The 22,331-nt window shown below is 63.4% G+C and carries 20 protein-coding genes; 13 read left to right on the top strand and 7 right to left on the bottom strand.

Translation table 11 applies throughout. The annotated features are described in order from the left end of the window. Window positions 1-71 precede the first annotated feature (71 nt). Both ACODSR_RS13345 and ACODSR_RS13340 read right to left on the bottom strand, forming a co-directional pair. Entirely contained in the window at window positions 72-971 is a 900-nt protein-coding gene (locus tag ACODSR_RS13345; protein WP_489077221.1) for a DUF481 domain-containing protein, read from the bottom strand. A 55-nt stretch (window positions 972-1,026) separates the two neighbouring features. Beyond that, complete coding sequence (locus tag ACODSR_RS13340; protein WP_489077219.1) at window positions 1,027-1,512, bottom strand: RNA pyrophosphohydrolase; 486 nt, start codon at window positions 1,510-1,512, stop codon at window positions 1,027-1,029. A gap of 217 nt (window positions 1,513-1,729) precedes the next feature. Between ACODSR_RS13340 and ACODSR_RS13335 the strand changes: the two genes are divergently transcribed. Both ACODSR_RS13335 and ACODSR_RS13330 read left to right on the top strand, forming a co-directional pair. After that, window positions 1,730-3,106, top strand: a complete 1,377-nt coding sequence (locus tag ACODSR_RS13335) for a cryptochrome/photolyase family protein (RefSeq protein ID WP_489077218.1) — start codon at window positions 1,730-1,732, stop codon at window positions 3,104-3,106. 36 nt (window positions 3,107-3,142) lie between these two features. Beyond that, the gene (locus ACODSR_RS13330) at window positions 3,143-4,411 is read left to right on the top strand and encodes a class I SAM-dependent methyltransferase (RefSeq protein WP_489077216.1); all 1,269 of its coding nucleotides are present in this window, start codon (window positions 3,143-3,145) and stop codon (window positions 4,409-4,411) included. On the opposite strand, the gene ACODSR_RS13325 is transcribed toward ACODSR_RS13330, so the two are convergent. From ACODSR_RS13325 to chrA, 4 genes are all read right to left on the bottom strand, one after another. Next, window positions 4,395-4,778: a hypothetical protein gene (locus ACODSR_RS13325; RefSeq protein ID WP_489077214.1), complete on the bottom strand. Its 384-nt coding sequence runs from the start codon at window positions 4,776-4,778 to the stop codon at window positions 4,395-4,397. The genes ACODSR_RS13330 and ACODSR_RS13325 overlap by 17 nt on opposite strands. A 69-nt stretch (window positions 4,779-4,847) precedes the next feature. Beyond that, a complete protein-coding gene (locus ACODSR_RS13320; RefSeq protein ID WP_489077212.1) occupies window positions 4,848-5,558 on the bottom strand; it encodes an SDR family NAD(P)-dependent oxidoreductase in 711 nt (236 codons plus the stop codon). A 159-nt stretch (window positions 5,559-5,717) separates the two neighbouring features. Continuing rightward, window positions 5,718-7,196: an amidophosphoribosyltransferase gene (gene purF, locus ACODSR_RS13315; RefSeq protein ID WP_489077210.1), complete on the bottom strand. Its 1,479-nt coding sequence runs from the start codon at window positions 7,194-7,196 to the stop codon at window positions 5,718-5,720. Window positions 7,197-7,343: 147 nt separating this feature from the next. Beyond that, window positions 7,344-8,540 carry a chromate efflux transporter gene (chrA, locus tag ACODSR_RS13310; RefSeq protein WP_489077208.1) on the bottom strand — a complete coding sequence of 399 codons (1,197 nt, stop codon included), beginning with the start codon at window positions 8,538-8,540 and terminating at the stop codon, window positions 7,344-7,346. Window positions 8,541-8,773: 233 nt separating this feature from the next. Here chrA and ccmC point away from each other — a divergent pair, with 233 nt between their 5' ends. From ccmC to ACODSR_RS13270, 8 genes are all read left to right on the top strand, one after another. Continuing rightward, a complete protein-coding gene (gene ccmC / locus ACODSR_RS13305) occupies window positions 8,774-9,502 on the top strand; it encodes a heme ABC transporter permease CcmC (RefSeq protein ID WP_489077207.1) in 729 nt (242 codons plus the stop codon). Window positions 9,503-9,506: 4 nt separating this feature from the next. Beyond that, the gene (locus tag ACODSR_RS13300; RefSeq protein WP_489077205.1) at window positions 9,507-9,638 is read left to right on the top strand and encodes a hypothetical protein; all 132 of its coding nucleotides are present in this window, start codon (window positions 9,507-9,509) and stop codon (window positions 9,636-9,638) included. Further along, the gene (ccmE, locus tag ACODSR_RS13295) at window positions 9,635-10,081 is read left to right on the top strand and encodes a cytochrome c maturation protein CcmE (protein ID WP_489077203.1); all 447 of its coding nucleotides are present in this window, start codon (window positions 9,635-9,637) and stop codon (window positions 10,079-10,081) included. The genes ACODSR_RS13300 and ccmE overlap by 4 nt, the downstream gene beginning before the upstream one ends. 136 nt (window positions 10,082-10,217) lie before the next feature. Beyond that, on the top strand, window positions 10,218-12,143 hold the full coding sequence (locus ACODSR_RS13290; protein ID WP_489077201.1) for a heme lyase CcmF/NrfE family subunit: 1,926 nt from the start codon (window positions 10,218-10,220) through the stop codon (window positions 12,141-12,143). After that, on the top strand, window positions 12,140-12,667 hold the full coding sequence (locus ACODSR_RS13285; protein ID WP_489077199.1) for a redoxin family protein: 528 nt from the start codon (window positions 12,140-12,142) through the stop codon (window positions 12,665-12,667). The genes ACODSR_RS13290 and ACODSR_RS13285 overlap by 4 nt, the downstream gene beginning before the upstream one ends. Continuing rightward, the gene (locus ACODSR_RS13280) at window positions 12,664-13,071 is read left to right on the top strand and encodes a cytochrome c-type biogenesis protein (RefSeq protein ID WP_489077197.1); all 408 of its coding nucleotides are present in this window, start codon (window positions 12,664-12,666) and stop codon (window positions 13,069-13,071) included. Before ACODSR_RS13285 ends, ACODSR_RS13280 begins: the two co-directional genes overlap by 4 nt. Continuing rightward, entirely contained in the window at window positions 13,068-13,709 is a 642-nt protein-coding gene (locus ACODSR_RS13275; RefSeq protein WP_489077195.1) for a tetratricopeptide repeat protein, read from the top strand. Before ACODSR_RS13280 ends, ACODSR_RS13275 begins: the two co-directional genes overlap by 4 nt. Window positions 13,710-13,840: 131 nt before the next feature. After that, on the top strand, window positions 13,841-15,772 hold the full coding sequence (locus ACODSR_RS13270; protein WP_489077193.1) for a potassium transporter Kup: 1,932 nt from the start codon (window positions 13,841-13,843) through the stop codon (window positions 15,770-15,772). Window positions 15,773-15,814: 42 nt separating this feature from the next. Here the strand turns inward: ACODSR_RS13270 and ACODSR_RS13265 are convergent, their stop codons facing one another. Further along, on the bottom strand, window positions 15,815-16,288 hold the full coding sequence (locus tag ACODSR_RS13265; RefSeq protein ID WP_182913916.1) for an Hsp20 family protein: 474 nt from the start codon (window positions 16,286-16,288) through the stop codon (window positions 15,815-15,817). Between the two features lie 521 nt (window positions 16,289-16,809). On the opposite strand from ACODSR_RS13265, the gene ACODSR_RS13260 reads away from it, so the two are divergent. The 3 genes from ACODSR_RS13260 (at window position 16,810) to dnaE (ending at window position 22,331) form a co-directional block, all read left to right on the top strand. Continuing rightward, complete coding sequence (locus tag ACODSR_RS13260; protein WP_489077191.1) at window positions 16,810-18,060, top strand: lipoprotein-releasing ABC transporter permease subunit; 1,251 nt, start codon at window positions 16,810-16,812, stop codon at window positions 18,058-18,060. Further along, window positions 18,053-18,724: an ABC transporter ATP-binding protein gene (locus ACODSR_RS13255; protein WP_489077189.1), complete on the top strand. Its 672-nt coding sequence runs from the start codon at window positions 18,053-18,055 to the stop codon at window positions 18,722-18,724. Before ACODSR_RS13260 ends, ACODSR_RS13255 begins: the two co-directional genes overlap by 8 nt. Before the next feature lie 73 nt (window positions 18,725-18,797). Then, window positions 18,798-22,331 (top strand): DNA polymerase III subunit alpha, encoded by a 3,534-nt coding sequence (gene dnaE, locus ACODSR_RS13250; protein ID WP_489077187.1) that lies wholly within the window; start codon window positions 18,798-18,800, stop codon window positions 22,329-22,331.

Genomic DNA, 22,331 nt, shown 5'->3' with positions numbered 1-22,331 from the left:
ACCTGCGCGCGGCGTTTCTCGACTTCGCTCGAAACGAACGGAGGTAGGCATCATTCCAACTCTATTGGCCGCTAAAAATCATAACTCAACGTCACCCGGCTGAGCGTGTTGAAATTGCGCGACGACAGCAGAGTCTCCGACTCATATTGCACGTTGTAGGACAAGGCTGCCGACCAGCGCGTCGCCACCTTCGTCTCCATCGACGTTAGCGCATTGAGCGAATAGACGTCGCTTTCGGCATAGCCCGCCGCCGTCTGTTTGAAGGTCAAAGTCGGACTGGCGCGCCAGGCCAGCGCCATCGACCCACGCGCGCCCAGCTTGGTTTCCCGCACCCCGATCAGATATTTGGCATGTCGCACCGACGGGCCGATATCAACCAGCAGATCGACCGGCTTGCTCACGATCAGCTTGTAACCCACCCCGACCGACGCGGTGTAGCGCTCGTCATAGCCGATCGACGTATCCCGCTCGAACTGCGCCAGCCCATAGGCAAAGCCACGCGGGTCGAACTGGAACTTCGGCTCATAGCCCGCAAAATAGCGTTCGCGTGACGTCACGCCATTGGCCCGGCGATAGTCAGCAGCGGCGCTCAGCTTGTGCGACCATTGGATGCCGTTGCGGGTGGCGGTGGCCGACGCGCTGATCCCGATTTCGCTGGTGGACCCGGTCGATCGGAACCCGCCAGCCTCAACCCGCCCAGTCCATAATTCGGTAAAGCGCGCCTCGCGAATCACCGTGTCCTGGGTGGCCTTGGTCCGCTCTTTCCAGCTATTGACCAGCCGCTGTATCTCGTCCGCCGAACCCGGATTGGTCTGGCGGGCGATTTTCGCCACGGTCGCAATATCCGTTTCATTGCCATTGGCGATCGCCGCCTCCAGCATCTCGCGCACCGAAGGCGGCAGCAACGCCGGATCAGCGGCATAGGCCGGAGCGGTAAAGAACAGGGCGAGGGGGATCAGGCAAGCGCGCATGATCTATGTCATAGCCGCAAGACCGCGAAGGTTAAGCCCCTAAGCGACGGATCGCTCAGATAAGCGCCCTGAACTCCTGCAAAATGTCGCGATACAGCTTGCGCTTGAACGGCACGATCAGCTCCGGCAGCGTCTCCGGGTCGGTCCAGCGCCATTCGCGAAATTCGGGATGCTTGGTCTGGATGTTGATATGCTCATCCTGCCCCAGAAAGCGGGCGAGGAACCAGAACTGGCGCTGTCCGCGATATTTGCCGCCCCACAATTTGCCGACCAGTTCGGGCGGTAGGTCATAGAAATGCTCGCCCTTGGCCGTCGCGATGATCTTCACATGATCGCTGACGATGCCGGTTTCCTCGTGCAATTCGCGCAGCGCGGCGTCCTTTGCCTCTTCGCCCTCGTCGATCCCACCCTGCGGCATCTGCCAGGCCTCCACGACATTATCCAGCCGCTGGCCTACGAAAACCTTGCCATCCATGTTGACCAGCATGATGCCGACGCAAGGCCGGTATCCGCGTTCCTGTTCTTCGGGCGTCGAAGCCATTTTGTCCCCTGATCACGCTATCCAGACAGCGACATACCCCCCGGAGCCGCCGACATCGTTCCTGTTTCTCGCGCCAAGGATAGGGTGGGTGGCAGCATCCGTCCATTGATCGAATCACAATTGGACCGATTTGACCGCGACAAATATGGGCACATGCCATGGCAAGATGCTTTATCGGCCGCTTGGAACCGGCCCCGTCTGGCGGCATTGCAGCACAATGACCACACCCGTCCTGCTCTGGCTCCGCCAGGATCTCCGCCTGACCGATCAGGCTGCCCTGCTCGCAGCCATCGAAGCAGGGCCGGTGATCCCCATTTATATCCTTGACGATGACACGCCGCGCCAATGGGCAATGGGCGGGGCGTCGTGCTGGTGGTTGTACCATAGCCTGTCGCGGCTCGACGAAAGCCTGCGCGCGAAAGGATCACGCCTCATCCTGCGGCGCGGCAACTCGGCTGAGATATTGGCGCAGATCGCGGCCCAGGTCAGTGCCGGCAGCGTCCATGCCCTCCACCATTATGAACCCTGGTGGCGCAACGCAGAAAAGGCGGTGGCCAAGACGCTCGACCTGCACCTCCACGACGGCGGCCTGCTCCTGCCGCCGGGCGCGGTGCGAACCGGGGGAGGGGGCATGTATCGCATCTACACGCCCTTTTCCCGCGCGGTGATGGCCCACATGCCGCCGCCTGCGCCCCGCCGCGCTCCCGACAATATTCCGGCACCCGCGTCATGGCCCGACAGTGATTCGCTGGACGATTGGGGATTGCTGCCGACCAGCCCCGATTGGGCGACCGGCTTCGCGCAGGACTGGACACCGGGGGAGGCGGGGGCGCAGGCCAATCTTGCCGACTTCCGGGACGAAGCGCCCGATTATGCCACCGCCCGCAACCTCCCCTCGATCGAGGGGACATCCCGCCTCTCGCCCCACCTCCACTTCGGCGAAATCTCCCCCGCTGCCGTCTGGCATCAGGTCACGGGTTCGGACGAAGGCACCACTACCTTCCTTAAAGAGCTGATCTGGCGCGATTATGCCCATAACCAGATCGTCGAATTTCCGACCTACGGCTCCGCCAACGCCCGCGGTGATTTTGATGCGCTGCCATGGCGCGACCTGCGGGAGGCCAAGGCTGACTTCACCGCCTGGCAACAGGGTCGCACCGGCTATCCGATCGTCGACGCGGGGATGCGCCAGCTCTGGACGACAGGCTGGATGCACAACCGCGTTCGCATGATCGCCGCCAGCTTCCTGATTAAACATCTGCTGATCGACTGGCGGCATGGCGCGGGCTGGTTCTGGGACACTTTGGTCGATGCCAGCTACGCCAATAATAGCGTCAACTGGCAATGGGTCGCGGGCAGCGGCGTGGACGCCAATATGTTCGTCCGCATCATGGCCCCGCTGGTCCAGTCGGAAAAATTCGACGCTGCCGCCTATATTCGCGAGTGGGTGCCGGAACTCGCCGACCTGTCCGACGCCGATATCCATGATCCCGACGCCCACGGCGTCCGCCCGTGTGCCTATCCGGCAAAGATTATCGGCCATCGCGAAGGCCGCGAGCGCGCACTTTCCGCCTATCGCCACGCCAAGGGGTGATTGCAGCGCGGCGCAGCTTGATGCAAGATTGACGTCATGAATGCAGTCGATCCCCGGCGCGGCAAGCGCCCCCTGTCCGTGCGGCGTCCGCCGCGATCGGGGGCCGTCAGCGCGTTCGCCTGCATGATCGGCCCGCAATTCCACCGCCTGCTTGATCGCATCGACCGGGGCTTGGAGCAGGGGGCTATCGACGCAACCCTGCCGGACGGCACTCGCAGGCTGCTGGGCGGTCGCGCGCCGGGGCCGGAATGCGAGGTGCATCTGCTCCACTGGCGTGCGCTGCTGCGGCTGGCGACCGGCGGCTCATCCGGCTGGTATCGCGCCTGGGCGGCGGGCGAATGGACCAGCCCCGATCCGGTGCCGCTCTTCGCCCTGTTCATGGCGAACGCCGTCGCCTTGGGCAAAGCCGCCCGCCCGCGCGGCCCCGCCCGCTGGGCTGGGCGCCTGACCCATTGGGCGCGACGCAACAGTCGGCGCGGATCGCGCCACAACATCGCCTTCCATTATGATCTGGGCAATGATTTCTACCGCCTCTGGCTCGACCGGAATATGCATTATTCCAGCGCCTTGTTCCTTAATCCTGACAGCCGGATCGAAAGCCTGGAGCAGGCGCAACGGCGCAAGGTCGATGCGATCCTCGATCGGCTGGACCTGACCGACGGTGCGTCGCTGCTGGAAATCGGCTGCGGCTGGGGTGGTCTCGCCGAACAGGCCATGGAACGCCACGCGATCAGCTACACCGGCCTCACTTTGTCAACCGAGCAGGCCGACTATGCCCGCGACCGGCTGGGATCAGGCGCGCAAATCTGCCTGACCGACTATCGCGACGCGCGGGGCCAATATGACGCCATCGCCAGCGTCGAAATGGTCGAAGCGGTCGGCCAGCGCTACTGGCCCGCCTATCTTGCCGCCATCCACCGCCTGCTCAAACCCGGCGGCCGCGCTGCGATCCAGTATATATTGATCGATGATGCGATCTTTGACGATTATGCGCGCGGCGCAGACTTCATCCAGACCTATATCTTCCCCGGCGGAATGCTGATTTCGGAAAGCCGATTCCGCGCATTGGCGGAGCAGCGGGGACTGGTCTGGCAGGACGTCCGCCGCTTCGGCATCGACTATGCCGAAACCCTGCGCCGCTGGCGCGAACGCTTTGACCGTGCCATCGACGAAGGCCGTCTGCCCGCCAGCTTCGACCAGCATTTCGTGGCCTTATGGCGCTTCTATCTGATGTATTGCGAAGGCGGTTTTCGCGGTGGCGGGATCGACGTGGCGCAGGTGACGCTGATCAAGCCTGCCGGATAGCGTCACTGGCCTTCACCAACCGCATTGCCAGAACAGCAGCCAGAATAGGCACCACCACGCCACCGATCATCATCCACAAAGGATGCGGGATCGCCCAGAAATTATAGAGAGTCGCGGCCAGGATCACTGCGCCCACTATGGAGATCGCCATCCTGCGGCGCGCAATTTTGCCTGCGACGAAACCACCACCAAGCACACCCAAGAACCAGCCCACGACGACAGATAAGAGCAATGGGATTGGCAATGTTGCGGGACTACCGGCGTCAAGGGGCGCTGGCCACAGCGCGTGACCAACCATCTCAAAACAAACGACAATCAGAATCGCGACGATGATGCCCAAAACCGTGGCAAGGATGATCCTTATCATAGCCAATATCCCTCCGCTCAGGAGAGAATATCATCACCCCAATCACGCGTCACGCCCATGAAGGGGTGATCAGTCGACCCGCATCCGATGCCCGGTCGGCGTATCCGTCACGACCAGATCCACGATCGCGTTCGCCACCACTTCCGGCCCCTTGAGTGTCGCGGGATCTTCCCCCGGAAAGGCGCGTGCGCGCATCGCCGTGCGGGTCGCGCCCGGATCGACGATATGGGTGCGGATGGCGGAGATATTCTTCATCTCCTCACCATAGGCTCCGACCAGCGTCTCCAGCGCCGCCTTGGACGCGCCATAGGCACCCCAATAGGCGCGTGGCTTGACGACCGATGACGTCACCGCCACCACCCGCGCATCCTTGCTCTTGCGCAGCATCCCGTCGAACGCCGCGATCAAGGCTTGCGGTGCGGCGATATTCAGCGTCAGCAACCGCGCAAATTCCTTGGCGTCGATCGCGGGCACTGCCGCCAGCGCGCCCAGCGTCGCCGCGTTCAGCACCAATATGTCCAGCGCGTCCCAGCGCCCGGCAATCGCCTGCGCCAGCCGCCCGATGCTTTCCCCGTCGATTAGGTCCAGCGGGGCGATCGTCGCATGACCGCCAGCTTTGTGGATCGCCTCCTCCACCTCTTCCAGCCCGCCGGTCGTCCGCCCGGTCAGCACCACATGCGCACCCGCCGCCGCCAGCGCCTGCGCCGTCGCCGCGCCAATGCCACGGCTGGCCCCGGTCACGAGCGCCAGTTTACCGGAAAGAGGAAGTGTGTCGGTCATAATTCTCGCCAGTTCAGCGACGCACTATAATGCGCCACTCCTATCTTCCGTTCGCCCTGAGCTTGTCGAAGGGCCGCACTTCTTGAACAGAAGGACAGGGCTTCGACAGGCTCAGCCCGAACGGGGGTTAACATATCAGATGAGCGACGGAAAAGTCCGTCAGGCGACCCGTTCCGCCAGCAATTCCAGCTGGTCGGTGACCACCACATCATCCTGGTCGGTCAGCGTGGTGGGATAGTCGCCGGTAAAGCAGGCATCGCAATATTGCGGCCGCCCATCCGCGCGCTTCGCTTCCCCCAGCGCCTTGTACAGGCCATCGATCGAGATGAAGGACAGGCTGTCGGCATGGATGAAATCCTGCATCCCGCCCACGTCCAGCTTGTGCGCCAGCAATTTGGTGCGTTCCGGCGTATCGACGCCATAGAAGCAGCTATGCTTGGTCGGCGGCGAAGCGATCCGCATATGCACCTCTGCCGCGCCCGCCTCGCGCATCATCTGCACAATCTTCAACGACGTTGTCCCGCGCACGATCGAATCGTCGATCAGCACGATCTTCTTGCCCTGGATCAGCGCGCGATTGGCATTATGCTTCAGCTTCACGCCCAGATGGCGGACCTTGTCGCCCGGCTGGATGAAGGTGCGGCCGATATAGTGGGACCGGATGATGCCCAGCTCGAAAGGAATGCCCGATTGCTGGGCATAGCCGATCGCAGCGGGGACGCCGCTGTCCGGCACGGGAATGACATAATCCGCCTCGACCGGATTTTCGATCGCCAGTTGCGCGCCGATAGCCTTGCGGACCGAATAGACGCTGGACCCGTCAACGATCGAATCGGGACGGCTGAAATAGACATGCTCGAAAATGCAGGGGCGCGGATGCACGTCGCCAAAGGGGCGATGTGACCGGATTTCACCCGCATTGGTCACGATCACCAGTTCGCCCGGATCGATCGAGCGGATATAGTCCGCGCCTACCACGTCGAACGCGACGGTTTCCGACGCGAACATGATGGTATCGCCCAGCTTGCCCATGACCAGCGGTCGGATGCCCAGCGGATCGCGGCAGGCGATCATGCCTTCGGGCGTCATGACGATCAGCGAATAGGCACCCTCTACCTGCTTCAACGCATCGATGAACTTGTCGAGCAGGGTGCGATAACTGGACGTCGCGACCAGATGGATGATCACTTCGGTGTCGGAGGTCGACTGGAAGATCGACCCGCGCCGAATCAGCTCGCGCCGTACCTTCATCGCGTTGGAGATATTGCCATTATGGGCAACGGCGAATCCGCCGGAATTCAGTTCCGCATAAAGTGGCTGCACATTGCGCAGCGATGTCTCGCCCGTGGTCGAATAGCGCACATGGCCGCAGGCCGAACCGCCCGGCAGGCCGCGAATCACCTCGTCCCGGTCGAAATTGCCCGCGACATGGCCCATCGCCCGATGGGTATGGAAATCATGCCCGTCCCAGCTGGTGATACCGGCGGCTTCCTGCCCCCGATGCTGGAGGGCATGAAGGCCTAGCGCAACGATGGCAGAGGCTGTGTCAGCGCCGGAAACGCCAAAAATGCCGCATTCTTCGCGCAACTTGTCGTCGTCGAAAGGGTTGGTCGTGATCATGGGTGTGAGCGGGTCCATAGCCGATCCTGTCCGACCGCAGGGGCCGGGCTTTGGCGCGCATATAGTCACTCTCGTCCCGTTTGTCGCCCTCCTGTAACAAAAAAGCGTGCCAGGCCGTTCCTTGACCGATCCGGGTGGGGCGAAACGGCCTGGCGGGCCTTGGTGTCAGGGCGAAATCAGCCAGCCAACCGCGGCCCCGCCAGCCAATATGGCGGGCGTCACCCACGCGCCCTTGACCCGCCAGGCGACCGCCAGGGCAAGGGCGAACAGCACTGCCGCGATCAGCATATTGTCCACGCGCGCGGCTGTCGCCAGCGCCAGTTGGGCAAAGGTCGCCGCGATGATTCCCACCACCGCCGCCGCCACGCCGGTCAGCAGCCGATGCAATGTTGGATTGGCGACCACCGCCTCCAGTCGCTCGAAGAAGAGCATCGAAAAGGCAAAGGCGGGCAGAAACATGCCCGCCGTCACAGCCAGCGCGCCCAGCGGCCCGCCCGCCACATAGCCCACGAAGGTCGCGAAGATCACCAGCGGCGCAGGCAGCACCCCTGCCAGCGCTATCCCGTCCAGAAACGCCGAATCGCTGATCCACCCGCGCCCGACCGTGTCGGCACGCACATAAGGGATCGCCGTATAAGCCCCGCCAAAGGTCAGCAGTCCGCCCTTCAGCCCGGCAATGAACAGCATCGCCAGCGTCGCGGGCGCGTGGGTGACGATCGGTCCCGTCGCGCTCGTCGCCCCGACGAAATGCTGCACAATCATCGCGCCCAATATCGGCACCAGCAGCACCAGGACCGCCATGAAGGGCCGCTCCGCCGCCGCATAGGCCAGTCCGCCGGCCAGCAGGATGATCCAGAATGGCACCGCCATCAGCGTCGCGATCAGCGCCACCACGGCTATGCCGGCCAGCAAACGATCCTCGATAATATGCTGGCCGATCCGCACCACCGCGCGCGCAATCACCGCCAGCACGACGATCTGCACGCCAAGCAGCACACCGGTCAGCCCGACATGCCCCGCAATCCAGCCGACATAGAGCCAGCCCGCACACATCATCAGCGTCAGGCCCGGCAGCATGAAACCCAGCCCTGCCAGCAATCCGCCGATGCGTCCGCGCGCCATCATCCCCAAATGAACGCATAGTTCGTGCGCTTCGGGGCCGGGCAACACCTGCAACACCGCCAGCAACCGGTTGAAACGCGCGGGCGCGATCCAGCGCTCTTCCTCGACCAGCGCCTGACGCACCATCGCAATCTGCGCCACCGGCCCGCCAAAGGCGAGAGTGCCGAAGCGCAGGAATTTCAGGAATAAGGCGATCAGGCTGATCGGTGGCGGTCGGGTAGTATCCATCGGGTCGGTCATCAAAGCGCTCCTGACGCCGCAGGAGCGGCGAAGGGAACGGACTTGGACGGACCCCGTCTGACCGGGCGTCCGTGTTGGCCCGATGAGCCAAGCTATCGGCCAAGGCAACCGGCGATGTCAATATCGTCCCGGCACCGGCCACATCCAACCTCACATCTCCATTGATCGGCCCGTCCATCGGCAAAATGCCCTACTGGCCATGCCGCGCCCGCGCGGCTAAAGACGCAGCCCTGATGCATCGTTTCGCCAATCCCGCCCGCTTCCTCAAGATCGCCCGACCGCTCACCGGCTGGCTGTTTTGGTCTGGTCTCGTCCTGCTGCTGGCGGGCTGCGCCTGCGGTCTTTTTGTGACGCCTGCCGACTATCTTCAGGGGCAGACGGTGAGAATCCTCTACATCCATGTCCCCGCCGCCTGGTTGGGGATGGCGGGCTGGACCGGCATCGCTGTCTCGGCGCTGATGCAGCTTGTCTGGCGGCACCCGCTCGCTGCGGTCGCGGGCCGCGCCATCGCCGCGCCGGGCGCGCTGTTTACGGCCATCTGCCTTGCCACCGGCTCCATCTGGGGCCGTCCGACCTGGGGGACATGGTGGGAGTGGGACGGGCGCATGACCTCCATGCTCGTGCTGCTGTTCCTCTATCTGGGCTATATTGCCCTGGCGAATGCCAGCGCGCGTCAGAGCGTCGGGCAGGGCGGGGTCAGCAACGTCACCGCCATCTTTGGTCTCGTCGGCGCGATCAACATTCCGATCATCAACCGATCGGTCGTCTGGTGGAACAGCCTGCATCAGGGACCAAGCATCACCATGCGCGGCTCCAGCATCGACATGGCGCTGCTCTGGCCGCTGGGTCTGACGCTGCTGGGCTTTTCCCTCTGGTTCGGCGCGATCGTGCTGATGCGGATGCGCGCGATACTGGCACAGAATAAGGTCGAGGCGCGGATGCAGCGCCTTGCAAGAGGATAGCGCCATGCACCAATGGACCTTCGTGATCGCCGCCTATGCGGTGACCTTGCTGGGCACAGCGGCGGTCAGCCTGTTCAGCTGGCGCGCCATGCACCGCGCCGAGGCACAGGCCGAAACGCTGACGGGGCGGCCATGAAAGCCAAGCATCAAAGGCTGATCCTGGCGCTCGTTGCGCTTGCTGCGCTGATCGGCGCAGGCCTGCTCGCCGCCTCCGCGCTCAAAGACGAAGCCGCCTATTTCTACGCGCCCGGCGACGTGAAGGCCAAGGGCGTGGAACCTGGCAAGGCGATCCGCCTCGGCGGCATGGTGGTCAAGGGCAGCCTCAAGCGCGCGGCCGACGGCGTCACCATGGCCTTCGACGTCACCGACGGCAAAGCCACCGTCCCGGCCCGTTTCAGCGGCATCGCGCCCGACCTGTTCAAGGAAGGCAGCGGCGTCGTCGCCGAAGGATCGTTCGACGCCAAAGGCACCTTCATCGCCACCAACCTGCTGGCCAAACATGACGAACGCTACATGCCCCGCGAACTGGAAGGCATGAGCTACAATGAAACCACCCGCGAATTGCAGGTGGATAAGTGAACCATTCTCAAACCTCCGTTCGCCCTGAGCGAAGTCGAAGGGTTCGACCGACCGCAGGGAGGTCACTTCGCTATGCTCAGTGTAAGGCTTCGACTTCGCTCAGCCCGAACGGAATTTTCATCGTGGCATCCTTTTCATGATCGCTGAAACCGGCCTCGCCGCGCTCTGGCTCGCCGCGTCGCTCGCGCTGCTCCAGTTGGTCCTCGCCTTCATCGGCCTCAAGGGCAACAAGCCCGACCTGCTCGCCGCCGTCCGCCCCGCCGCCGTGGCGCAGGGCGTCCTGACCGCGATCGCCTTTGCCCTGCTCATCACCCTCTTCATGCGATCCGACGTGTCGGTGCTGCTGGTCGCGACCAACAGCCATTCGGCCAAGCCCTGGCTCTACAAATTTGCCGGGACATGGGGCAATCATGAAGGATCGATGCTGCTCTGGGTCACAGTCATGGGCGTCGCCGGGGCCGCGGTTGCCCTGTTCGAGCGCGCCCTGCGCCGCGACACGCATATGGCGACTTTGGGCGGGCAGGCCGCGATCAGCCTGGGCTTCTACGCCTTCCTGCTCTTCTCCTCAAACCCCTTCGCCCGCATCTCCCCCGCGCCAGCGGACGGGCAGGGGCTTAATCCCCTGCTGCAAGACCCCGGCCTCGCCTTCCATCCGCCCACCCTCTATTTGGGCTATGTCGGCTTATCCGTCGCCTTCTCCTTCGCCATCGGTGCGCTGCTGACGCGGCAGGTGGACGCATCCTTCGCCCGCGCCATGCGGCCATGGGTGCTGGGGGCGTGGGTATTGCTGACGCTCGGCATTACGGCGGGCAGCTACTGGGCTTATTATGAGTTGGGTTGGGGCGGCTGGTGGTTCTGGGACCCGGTCGAGAATGCCTCGCTGATGCCCTGGCTGGCCGCAACCGCCCTGCTGCACAGCGTCACCGTGCTGGCCACCCGCGACGCGCTGCGCGCCTGGACGGTGATGCTGGCCGTGGTCGCCTTCTCCATGTCGATGGTCGGCACCTTCCTCGTCCGCTCCGGCATCCTGACCAGCGTTCACGCCTTCGCTGTCGATCCGACAAGGGGCAGCTTCATTCTAGGCCTGTTGGCCCTCTATATCGGCGGCGCGCTCGCCCTGTTCGGCTGGCGCATCGGCGCGGTGCGCGAAGGCGCGCCGTTCGAACTGGTTAGCCGTGAAACCATGCTGGTCATCAACAATCTGCTGCTCACCGTGATCCTTGGCCTCGTCCTGATCGGCACCCTCTATCCGCTGATGACCGAGGCTTTCGGCCACAAAGTCTCGGTCGGCGCGCCCTATTTCGATCGCATCGCCGGGCCGATCGCACTGGCGCTGATGATCGCCATGGCGGTCGGCCCGCTGGTGCGCTGGCGGCGCGATCAGGCGCGGGTCGTTAGCAAACGTTTGCTGATCCCATTTGGAATCGCGCTACTATTGTTCGGCTTAGTGTCGGCTTTAGCCTGGGGCCGCATCGGCATCCTGCCTTTCCTCGGCCTCGTCATCGCCGGATCAGTCGCCGTCGCCAGCCTCGCGCCCTTGTGGAAACGCAACCTGCGCCGCACTCCGCTCTTCACCTACGGTATGGTCATCGCCCATCTGGGCTGCGCCGTCAGCCTCGGCGGCATGGCCAGCGACTCCGCCTTCACCGTCGAGAAGTTGGTCGCCGCCCGCCCCGGCGACATGATCGAGACCGCAGGCTGGCAGCTCCGCTTCCTCCAGATCCAGCCCATCGCCGGTGACAACTGGACCGCGCTCCAGGCAGACATGGAAGTCCGCCGTAACGGCGCGCCCGTCACCATCCACCCCCAGTCCCGCTTCTTCGCCTCACCGCCCACTTCGACCAGCGAAGCTGCGCTACTGACCCGCTGGGACGGCCAGATCTACGTCGTGCTGGGTGAGGAAGTGGAGGGTGGCCGCTGGCAGCTGCGCATCTGGTGGAAGCCCTTTGTCACGCTCATCTGGCTCGGCGGCATCATGATCGCGCTGGGCGGCGCACTGGCGCTGCTTGGCCGCGAACGGCGCGGCTGGCTGATGAAATGGCGGGCGAGGGCAGCGGCATGAGGAAATTGCTCATCTGGCTGCCGCTTGCCCTGTTCCTGGGTTTCATCGCCCTGTTCGCCAGCGGCCTCTTCCAGCCTGACGACCGCATCATCCACTCGCGCCTCGTCGGCCAGCCGCTCCCGGCCTTCACGCTCCCCGCAGCCGCCAGCGACCGCCCGTCTCTCGACAGCGCGCAACTCGCCACTGGTCAGCCGCGCCTGCTCAACATTTTCGCCAGCTGGTGTGTTCCCTGCGCCGCCGAAGCGCCGCAACTGGACGCGCTCAAAGCTGCCGGTGCCCAGATCGACGCCATCGCCATCCGCGACGCCCGCCCCGATGTCGATGCCTTCCTGAAACGCAACGGCAACCCCTATGCCCGCATCGGCCTCGACGCCCGCAGCGAAGTCCAGATCGCGCTCGGCTCGTCTGGTGTCCCCGAAACCTTCGTCATCGATGGCAAGGGCCGCATCGCCTATCAGCATATCGGCGAAATCCGCGCCGATGATGTCCCGATGATCCTTGACCGGCTGAGGGCCGCGCAATGAAGCTGATCCTTCTCCTCTTCGCATTGATCGCGACCCCGCTGGCCGCCCAGACCGCGCTCCCGCCCGCGCCCTATGCCGATCGCCAGCTTGCCGACCCGGCACTGGAGCGCAAGGCGAAGGCGCTGATGGAAACCATCCGCTGCCTCACCTGCCAGAGCCAGTCGATCGCCGACAGTAACGCCAGCATGGCAGGCGACATGCGCTCGCAAATCCGCGAACGGATCATGGCGGGCGAACAGCCCGAAGCGATCCGCGCCTGGCTGATCGCCCGCTATGGCGACTGGGTCAGTTATGAACCCACTGCAGCGCCGATTCTCTGGCCGCTCTGGGCCGCGCCGCTGGTGCTGCTGGGGCTGGGCGTCCTGCTCCTGCGTGGCCGAATCAAGCGAAAGGCGCGATCATGACCGGCTGGTTCCTCGCCTTTGGCCTTGCTGCCTTGGCCTTCCTCGCCATGCTGCTGGTGGGCCGTATCCCGCGATCCGCCCGCGAAATCAGCGCCGCCGCGCTCCTCCTCGGCCTTGCAGGCTATGCCTGGCAGGGCAATCCGGGCCTCGCCGGCGCGCCGCGTTCCATCAAGCAGGTCGAAGAACCTTTCGATGAGAAGCTGGCCGAACAACGGCGCGGCCTTGCCGAACGCTATGGTCCCGCCGGGCAGTGGCTGGTCATGTCCGATGGCCTGGGGCGGCAGGGCAAGACGAAGGAATCGGCCAATATCCTGCTGGCCGGCCTTCGCCAGACGCCCAATGACGCCAATCTCTGGCTCGGCCTTGGCAATGCGCTGGTCTCCCATGCCGATGGTGTCGTGTCGCCCGGCGCAGACTTCGCCTATCGCCGCGCACTCACCCTCGATCCCGATGGACCGGCGCCCCGCTATTTTTACGGCCTTGCCCTTGCCCGTAATGGCCAGTTGCAGGCCGCGCGTGACCTTTGGGCACCCCTTGCCGCCGCTACGCCGCCGGGCAGTGCGATCAGGACGGAACTGGAAGTCAATATCGCGCGTATCGATTCGCTGCTGGCGGCAGACGGTCCTGCCCGCCCATGATCGGCGGTCAGCCCGCATTGCGTGGCCATGGGAGCCGTGATAGGGCGCGGCGGCTTGCGGGGGTGGCGGTATTTTCCGTGATCGCCTTTGAACGGGTGTCGAACAGAGCATGACAATTCGGCTTGTCCTTCGTGGCTGACCTTCTTCCCAACACCGCGCCATCGTCCCCTACGGACGATCATGATGGCGGCCATGGCCATTCCCGGCAAAAGGCGACGATCAAGCTGGTCGTCGGCGCGATCGGCATCGTGTTCGGTGACATCGGCACCAGCCCGCTCTATGCCTTCCGCGAAACCTTCGCCGGGCATCACCCGCTCACGCTGGACCCGGACCATATATTGGGCGTGATCAGCCTGATGTTCTGGTCGATGATGCTGGTGGTGACGCTCAAATATGTCAGCATCATCATGCGCGCCGATAATAAGGGCGAAGGCGGCAGCTTGGCTCTGCTGGCGCTGATCAATGGCCAGACCAAGACGCAGCGCTGGTCGCGCGGCATCGTGCTGCTGGGCGTGTTCGCGACTGCGCTTTTCTACGGCGACTCGATGATTACCCCGGCGGTGTCGGTGCTGTCGGCGGTGGAGGGGCTTGCGGTCTATAATCCCGCGCTGGCACCGGCCATCCTGCCGGTCGTGATCATCATCCTGCTCGGCCTGTTCTGGATACAGGGGCTGGGGACGAACAAGGTCGCAGCCATGTTTGGCCCGATCATGCTGCTCTATTTCGTCACGATTGCGGGCCTTGGCGTCCTTTCCATCGTCAAGACCCCCGGCATCCTTTATGCCTTCAACCCCTATTGGGCGGTGATGTTCTTCGTCACCGATCCCTTGCCTGCCTTTCTGGCGCTGGGTTCCGTCGTGCTGGCAGTGACCGGGGCGGAGGCGCTCTATGCCGATATGGGCCATTTCGGTCGCAACCCGATCCGAGTCTCCTGGCTGGCCTTCGTCCTGCCGGCGCTGATGCTCAACTATATGGGGCAGGGCGCGCTCTTGTTCCGCGAAGGCGCAGCCGCGCTCCACAGCCCCTTCTACAATCTCGCGCCGCAATGGGGCCAATTGCCGCTGATCATGCTGGCCACCATGGCCGCCATCATCGCGTCGCAGGCGGTCATCTCCGGCGCTTTCTCGGTAACGCAGCAAGCGATCCAATTGGGCTTCATGCCCCGCCTGCGCATCGCCCACACCAGCGCCGCAACGGCAGGCCAGATCTATATTCCCCTGATCAACTGGGGTCTGATGGTCATGGTCATCCTGCTGGTGCTGACCTTCAGGACATCGTCCAACCTGACCGCCGCCTATGGCATCGCGGTGACCGGCGCCATGTTCATCGACAATGTGCTGCTGACGGTGGTGCTGTATCGTCTGTGGCACTGGAAATGGTATTATGCCGCGCCGGTGCTTGCGATATTCTACATCGTCGATGGGGCGTATCTGGCCGCGAACCTGACCAAGGTTCCCGATGGCGGCTGGTTCCCGCTGCTGATCGGCTTCATCATTTTCACCCTGCTGACCACATGGTCGCGCGGTCGCCGCCTGGTGCAGGATCGTCTGCGCGAAGCGGCCATGCCGATCCCCGTATTCGTCGCCTCTGCCGCCAACAGCGCGGTGCGCGTTCCCGGCACGGCGGTGTTCATGACGTCAACGCCCGACGGCGTCCCCCATGCGCTGCTACACAATCTCAAGCACAACAAGGTGCTGCACGAACGGGTGATCCTGCTGACGGTCAAGATCAGGGATGTGCCGGTGGTCGAGGATGACGGGCGCTGCAAGCTGGAGGATCTGGGCCGGGGCTTCTTCCGCATGGTGCTGCAGTTCGGCTTCATGCAGGAGCCGGACGTCCCCGCTGCGCTCAAAAATGTCGCTGGCTGTGGTCAGGCGTTCAAGATGATGGACACCAGCTTCTTCCTGGCGCGCCAGACGCTGCTGCCATCGGCCAAGCCGGGGATGCCGCTGTGGCGGGAAAAAATCTTCGCCTGGATGCTGCGCAACGCGGAAAGCGCGATGGAATTTTTCCGCCTGCCGACAAACCGCGTGGTCGAACTGGGCAGCCAGGTCGAGATATAAAAAAGGGCGCAGCCTTTGGCAGGCTGCGCCCCGACTTGCCTATCAGGCCGCGTCGCGATCCTTGGCGGTGATTTCCACAAGCTGACCGCCATTGATGGCGATCTTCTTGGGCTTCATCGCTTCAGGCACTTCGCGCAGCAGGTCGATCACCAGCAGCCCATCTGCCAGGTCCGCCTTTTCAACCCGCACGAAATCGGCCAACTCGAACCGCCGCTCGAAGCTGCGGTTGGCGATGCCGACATGCAGATATTTGGACCGGTCGGCTGGCGACCCTTCATCCTTGCGACCGATCACCTGGAGCAGATTCTGCTGCGCGGTGATGTCGATCTCGTCAGGCCGAAAGCCTGCAACGGCCAGCGTCACGCGATAGCGATCTTCCGACAGGCGCTCGATGTTAAAGGGCGGATAATTGTCGCCCTGGCTCAAGCGTGCGTTGTTTTCGATCAGGTCGAACAGGCGATCGAACCCGACGGTCGAGCGGCGATAGGGGGTCAGGTCAAAGTTACGCATCGTCATAATCTCCCAAAGAGCAAAATGAACCTGCCGAACCCGAAACCGGCGTCCGGCAATACTGCGTCCAGCCCCAATGGCGGCCGGACGCGCTTGATATGGTTCGGGCTTTTCGGGTTTCAAGAGGATTTTATGCGCGTCCAGCTCGGTACGGATGGACAAGGGGTGGACAGTTTGTCCCATCGCCAGGGTGCGATAAAAAGTGCAGACAAAAAAGCGCCCGGACCGTGGTTTCACGATCCGGGCGCTTAATGGACGATTGCTCGTCTCCCCCTTGGTCTGCCTCAACCGCTTCTTAGCCCCCTAAGCATCAAAGCGGGATGCAGTATCCCTGAACCACGGCCTTTTACCTGTGCTTCGAGTATCTTGCTATGACCGCTGCAGGGCGGAGTCACGGGCAAAATCAGGTGCGTGTGATTTTGCGCCGATGCCTGTGGCCACGATGCAACAATCTGGCAATGCTTGCCGTTATCGGACGCTATGCCTAGACGATCAGCCTGTCCCTCCACAAAGGCCGCCCGCGCCACATGATTCTATCCCGCTACGAACGCATGATCGCCAAACGCTACCTGTTGCCTGGCAAGGGGGAGGGTTTCATCTTCCTCGTCGCCGGGATCAGCCTGGCCGCCGTCATGTTGGGTGTCGCTGCGCTCATCATCGTCATGAGCGTCATGAACGGCTTTCGCGCCGAACTGTTCGACAAGATTGTCGGCCTCAATGGCCATGCCGTGGTGCAGGGCTATGGCGGTCGCCTGCCCGACTGGAAATCGGTTCTGGCAGAGGCCAAAGCGACGCCGGGCGTCACCAGCGCGACGCCGATGATCGAACAACCCTTGCTCGCCACCTTCAACGGCCGGGCCGAAGCCGTGCTGGTGCGCGGCATGACCGTGCCCGATATCCGCACCAACAAGACGCTCAAGGGCAAGGTGGTCGCTGGCAGCCTCGACAATCTGACCGCCAACAGCGGCAAGATCGGCATCGGATCGCGCCTGGCGGAAAATATGGGTATTCAGTTGGGCGACAGCCTGACCGTCATCAATCCCGCAGGCCGCTCCACGCCCTTTGGCACAGTGCCGCGTCAGGTCGCCTATCAGGTCGCTGCCATTTTTGAGGTCGGCATCTATGATTATGATAAAGCCTTCGTCGTCATGCCGATGGAGGACGCCCAGACCCTGCTCCTGCTCGGCGATGTCGTCGGCATGATCGAGGTCGAGACGGTGAACGCCGACAAGGTCGGCCAGATATTGGAGCCGCTGGCAGGTAAGGTCGCTGGCCGCGCGGTCATCACCGACTGGCGGCAGATGAACGCTTCTTTGTTCGAGGCGCTGGCGGTCGAGCGGGTGGCGATGTTCGTGGTGCTGTCGATCATCGTGCTGGTCGCGGTGTTCAACATCCTTTCCTCGCTGATCATGCTGGTGCGCGCCAAGACGCGCGACATTGCGATTTTGCGGACGATGGGGGCCAGCCGCTCAGGGCTGGTGCGGATTTTCATGACCGTGGGCGTCACGATCGGCACGCTTGGCATGGTGGCGGGGCTGATCCTGGGCTTCACCTTCCTCTTCTTCCGCCAGAGCGTGGTCAACGCGATCCAGTTCCTGACCGGCCAGAACCTCTGGGATCCTTCGATCCGTTTCCTGACCGAACTGCCCTCTCAGGCCGATCCGGTGGAGATCGCCACCATCTGCATCATGGCGCTGGTATTCAGTTTCCTCGCTACCCTCTATCCGGCCTTCAAGGCCGCCAATACCGATCCGGTGCAGGTTCTCCGCTATGAATGACATTCTCAAGGTCACAGGCCTCACCCGCAGTTTCACTCAGGGCGGTGAGACGATCCATGTCCTGCGCGGCGTCGACCTGACCGTGGGGCAGGGCGAGATCGTCGCGCTGCTGGGACCGTCAGGCTCCGGCAAATCCACCCTGTTGCAGGCGGTTGGTCTGCTGGAGGGCGGCTTTGACGGGTCGATCCGCATTGATGGCGAGGAAGCGGCCAAGCTCGATAATGACGGTCGCACCCGCTTGCGCCGCGATGCCATGGGCTTCGTCTATCAGTTCCACCATCTGCTGCCCGATTTCAACGCGACCGAAAATGTCATCCTGCCGCAGGTGATCCGCGATACCGACATGGCGATTGCGCGAACCCGCGCGGAATCGCTGCTGACATCTTTGGGCCTAGGCCATCGCCTCGACCATCGCCCTAGCCAATTGTCGGGTGGCGAACAACAACGTGTCGCCGTCGCCCGCGCCCTTGCCAACCGGCCCGCCTTGGTGCTGGCGGACGAACCCACGGGCAATCTGGACGAGCGCACCGCCGACATCGTGCTGGCCGAATTTCTGCGGCTCGTGCGCGAAGAAGGATCGGCGGCATTGGTCGCGACCCATAATGAACGGCTGGCGGCCAAGATGGACCGGGTGGTCCGGTTGCATGAGGGCGTTTTGGAGTAACGATCCAATCTTACCCACAGACTTTTCTCCAGCAGGGCTGGTCACGAATCAAGCCTTCTGGATAGTATGCTCCATGCCTCACGCCGCTTTCGTTCCGCTCCGCATTTTCTCCTCCTACACCATGCTGGAGGGGGCGATCGATCCCAAGAAGATCGCCAAGCAGGCCAAGGCGCTGGGTTTCCCCGCCGCCGCGATCACCGACCGCAATGGTCTCTACGGATCGATGGCCTTCTCCGACGCCTGCAAGAGCGAGGGGGTGCAACCGCTGATCGGTGCGATGCTGGGCATATTGCGGCCCGGTCGTCCGGCTAATGCGGCCCCGGTGCATGATTGGCTGGCGCTCTATGCGCAGGATGAGACGGGCTATGACAATCTGTGCGCTTTGGTGTCGATGGCACATCTCGACCGGCCATTGGAAGAAGTGCCGCATGTCGGGCTGGACGTGCTGGAAGGCCGCACCGACGGGCTGATCGCGCTGACGGCAGGGGGTGAGGGCGCACTGGCACGGCTGTTCGCGGAGGATCAGCCCGACGCGGCGCTGGCCTATGCGCAGCGGCTGGAAGCGCTGTTCCCCGACCGGCTCTATATCGAAATCTGCCGTCGGCTCGATCCGGTCGAGGGGAAGGCCGAGCCGGAGTTGCTGGAGCTGGCCTATGCCCGCAACCTGCCCTTGGTCGCGACTAACCCGACCTGCTTTACCGAGCCGCATTTCCACGCCGCGCATGACGTCATGCTCTGCATTGCCGACAGCGCTTACGTTGACATGCCCGACCGGCGCACCAGTTCGCCCGACGCCTGGATGAAACCGGCAGCCGAAATGCGGCGCCTGTTCGACGATCTGCCCGAAGCATTGGCCAACACGCTGGTCGTCGCCCAGCGCTGCGCGGTTGCAGCCCCCAAGCGCAAGCCGATCCTGCCGAGCCTGGCTGGCGATATCGAGGGCGAGGCGCGGATGCTGCGCGATCTGGCGAGTGCCGGTCTCGACGCGCGGTTGGCCAAGCTCGGCATCATCGACGACGCAGCGCGCCAGCCCTATCTCGACCGGCTCAAATTTGAGACCGACATCATCATCCAGATGGGCTTTCCCGGCTATTTCCTGATCGTTGCCGACTTCATCAAATGGGCGAAGGACCATGATATTCCGGTGGGTCCGGGCCGTGGTTCCGGCGCAGGCTCGGTCGTCGCCTGGGCGCTGCTGATCACTGATCTTGATCCGCTGCAACTGGGCCTGCTGTTCGAGCGCTTCCTGAACCCGGAACGTGTGTCGATGCCCGACTTCGACATCGATTTTTGCGAAACACGGCGGGGTGAAGTCATCCGCTACGTCCAGCAGAAATATGGCACCGATCATGTTGCGCAGATCATCACATTCGGAAAACTCAAGGCGCGCGCGGTTCTGAAAGATACCGGGCGCGTCCTCCAGATGAGCTATGGCCAGGTCGATCGCCTCGCGAAGCTGGTGCCCAACCACCCGACCGATCCCTGGACACTGGAACGATCGCTGAACGGCGTGGCGGAGTTCCGCGCGGAATATGACAATGACGCGCAGGTCAAACGGCTGATCGACTATGCGATGAAGCTGGAGGGCTTTCCGCGCCACAGTTCCACCCATGCCGCAGGCGTGGTGATTGGCGACCGACCCTTGCAGCAACTGGTCCCGCTTTACCGCGATCCGCGGTCCGACATGCCTGTCACCCAGTTCGACATGAAATATGTCGAGGGTGCGGGCCTTGTGAAGTTCGACTTTCTGGGGCTGAAAACCCTGTCGGTGCTGCAAAAGGCGGTGCAACTGCTGGCGGCGCGGGGTGTCACGGTCGATCTGGATACGCTCAGCTGGGACGATAGCGCCGTCTATGACCTGCTCCAGCGCGGCGATACGGTCGGCGTGTTCCAGCTGGAATCGGAAGGGATGCGCAAGACGCTGGCCGCCGTCCGCCCGACCAATTTCGGCGACATCATCGCGCTGGTCTCGCTGTATCGGCCCGGCCCGATGGACAACATCCCGATGTTCGGGCGGCGCAAGAATGGGCAGGAGGAGATTGAATATCCCCACATATTGCTGAAGCCGATCCTGGAAGAGACATATGGCATCTTCGTCTATCAGGAACAGGTGATGCAGGCCGCGCAGATATTGGCTGGCTATAGCCTGGGCGACGCCGACCTGTTGCGCCGCGCGATGGGCAAGAAGGTGAAGGCGGAGATGGACGCGCAGCGGTCCCGCTTTGTCGACGGCTGTGCCGCTAGCGACATCAAGCCGACCAAGGCGAATGAATTGTTCGACTTGATCGACAAGTTCGCAGGCTATGGCTTCAACAAATCGCACGCGGCGGCTTATGCCTTGCTTGCCTATCAGACGGCGTGGCTCAAGGCGCATTATCCGGCGGAATTCTATGCCGGGTCGATGGCGTTCGATATTCACCTGACCGACAAGCTGACCGTGTTCGTGGACGATATGCGGCGCATGGGGCTGACCTGTCTGCCGCCCGACATTAACCGCAGCCAGGCGGACTTTTCGGTCGAGCCGATCGCGCATGAGGGCGATGATCCGCGTCTGGGCTATGCGGTGCGCTATGCGCTGGGCGGCCTGAAAGGCGTGGGTGAGAAGGCGATGGACCAGCTGGTCGCGGAACGTGACGCCGGTGGGCTGTTCAAGAGCCTGGATGATATTGCCGACCGGATCGAGCCGCGCCTGCTCAACCGGCGGCAGCTGGAGAGTCTGGCGGCCTCTGGTGCATTCGATGCGATCCATGCCGACCGGGCGGGGGTTCACGCAGCGGCCGAGACGATATTGAGCGTTGCGTCGAGCGCGGCGCAGGCGCGGGAAAGCGGGCAGGGCGGGCTGTTTGGCGATGTTGAGACGCCCCATGCCGACGTCCGTATTCCGCCGCATCAGGCTTGGTCGGTGGCGGACCGGATGGCGCAAGAGAAGGAGGCATTCGGCTTCTATTTCTCCGCCCACCCGGTCGATCGCTACCGCCATCTGGCCGATGCGCGGGGGGCAAAAAGCTATGGCGCGATCTGCGTGGAGCCATTGACCGGCGAGGCGCGCGCCACTGGCGTCATGGCGGCGATGGTCGAGGATGTGCGCTGGCGCGAGACCAAGCGCGGGGCGCGTTATGCCAATGCGACATTTTCCGACAGTAGCGGGCAGTTTCAGGCCAGCTGCTTCGAGGAGGATGCCTGCAAGGCGATCGAGGAACTGGTGCGGGATGGCGATTGTGCGCTGCTCTATGTCGAGTTGGACCGACTGCCGGGCGAGGAAACGCCGCGTGTGACGGTGCGCAAGATCGAGCCGTTCAAGCTGATCGCCGGCGCGTCGCGGATGGAACTGGTGGTCGATGCGACTGATCCGGCGGCGGTCGAGGCTTTGGCGGCGCTGATGGCGCAGAGCCGGGGCGGGCGGAGCGAATTGTTCCTGCGCACGCCGGCTGCGAACGGGCAGGCGGTGCGGCTGTTCCTGGGCGATGATTTCCTGCTGGGCGCGGATCAGGTCGATGCCATATCGGTGATTCCCAACCTGACGATCCACCGGTTCGAGCGGATGGAGGCGACGCAGGACGGCTATCGCACCCGCAACCGCCGGGCGGGGATGCGACTGGTCGGCTGA

The organism is Sphingobium sp. FG125, assembly GCF_057809795.1.
Note: the sequence above shows the minus strand (reverse complement) of the source record. Positions and strands in the feature narration are given on the sequence as shown.

Coding starts and splice junctions, on each gene's coding strand:
- ACODSR_RS13345 (WP_489077221.1), bottom strand. CDS start 971: ATGCGCGCTTGCCTGATCCCCCTCGCCCTGTTCTTTACCGCTCCGGCC.
- ACODSR_RS13340 (WP_489077219.1), bottom strand. CDS start 1,512: ATGGCTTCGACGCCCGAAGAACAGGAACGCGGATACCGGCCTTGCGTC.
- ACODSR_RS13335 (WP_489077218.1), top strand. CDS start 1,730: ATGACCACACCCGTCCTGCTCTGGCTCCGCCAGGATCTCCGCCTGACC.
- ACODSR_RS13330 (WP_489077216.1), top strand. CDS start 3,143: ATGAATGCAGTCGATCCCCGGCGCGGCAAGCGCCCCCTGTCCGTGCGG.
- ACODSR_RS13325 (WP_489077214.1), bottom strand. CDS start 4,778: ATGATAAGGATCATCCTTGCCACGGTTTTGGGCATCATCGTCGCGATT.
- ACODSR_RS13320 (WP_489077212.1), bottom strand. CDS start 5,558: ATGACCGACACACTTCCTCTTTCCGGTAAACTGGCGCTCGTGACCGGG.
- purF (WP_489077210.1), bottom strand. CDS start 7,196: ATGGACCCGCTCACACCCATGATCACGACCAACCCTTTCGACGACGAC.
- chrA (WP_489077208.1), bottom strand. CDS start 8,540: ATGACCGACCCGATGGATACTACCCGACCGCCACCGATCAGCCTGATC.
- ccmC (WP_489077207.1), top strand. CDS start 8,774: ATGCATCGTTTCGCCAATCCCGCCCGCTTCCTCAAGATCGCCCGACCG.
- ACODSR_RS13300 (WP_489077205.1), top strand. CDS start 9,507: ATGCACCAATGGACCTTCGTGATCGCCGCCTATGCGGTGACCTTGCTG.
- ccmE (WP_489077203.1), top strand. CDS start 9,635: ATGAAAGCCAAGCATCAAAGGCTGATCCTGGCGCTCGTTGCGCTTGCT.
- ACODSR_RS13290 (WP_489077201.1), top strand. CDS start 10,218: ATGATCGCTGAAACCGGCCTCGCCGCGCTCTGGCTCGCCGCGTCGCTC.
- ACODSR_RS13285 (WP_489077199.1), top strand. CDS start 12,140: ATGAGGAAATTGCTCATCTGGCTGCCGCTTGCCCTGTTCCTGGGTTTC.
- ACODSR_RS13280 (WP_489077197.1), top strand. CDS start 12,664: ATGAAGCTGATCCTTCTCCTCTTCGCATTGATCGCGACCCCGCTGGCC.
- ACODSR_RS13275 (WP_489077195.1), top strand. CDS start 13,068: ATGACCGGCTGGTTCCTCGCCTTTGGCCTTGCTGCCTTGGCCTTCCTC.
- ACODSR_RS13265 (WP_182913916.1), bottom strand. CDS start 16,288: ATGACGATGCGTAACTTTGACCTGACCCCCTATCGCCGCTCGACCGTC.
- ACODSR_RS13260 (WP_489077191.1), top strand. CDS start 16,810: ATGATTCTATCCCGCTACGAACGCATGATCGCCAAACGCTACCTGTTG.
- ACODSR_RS13255 (WP_489077189.1), top strand. CDS start 18,053: ATGAATGACATTCTCAAGGTCACAGGCCTCACCCGCAGTTTCACTCAG.
- dnaE (WP_489077187.1), top strand. CDS start 18,798: ATGCCTCACGCCGCTTTCGTTCCGCTCCGCATTTTCTCCTCCTACACC.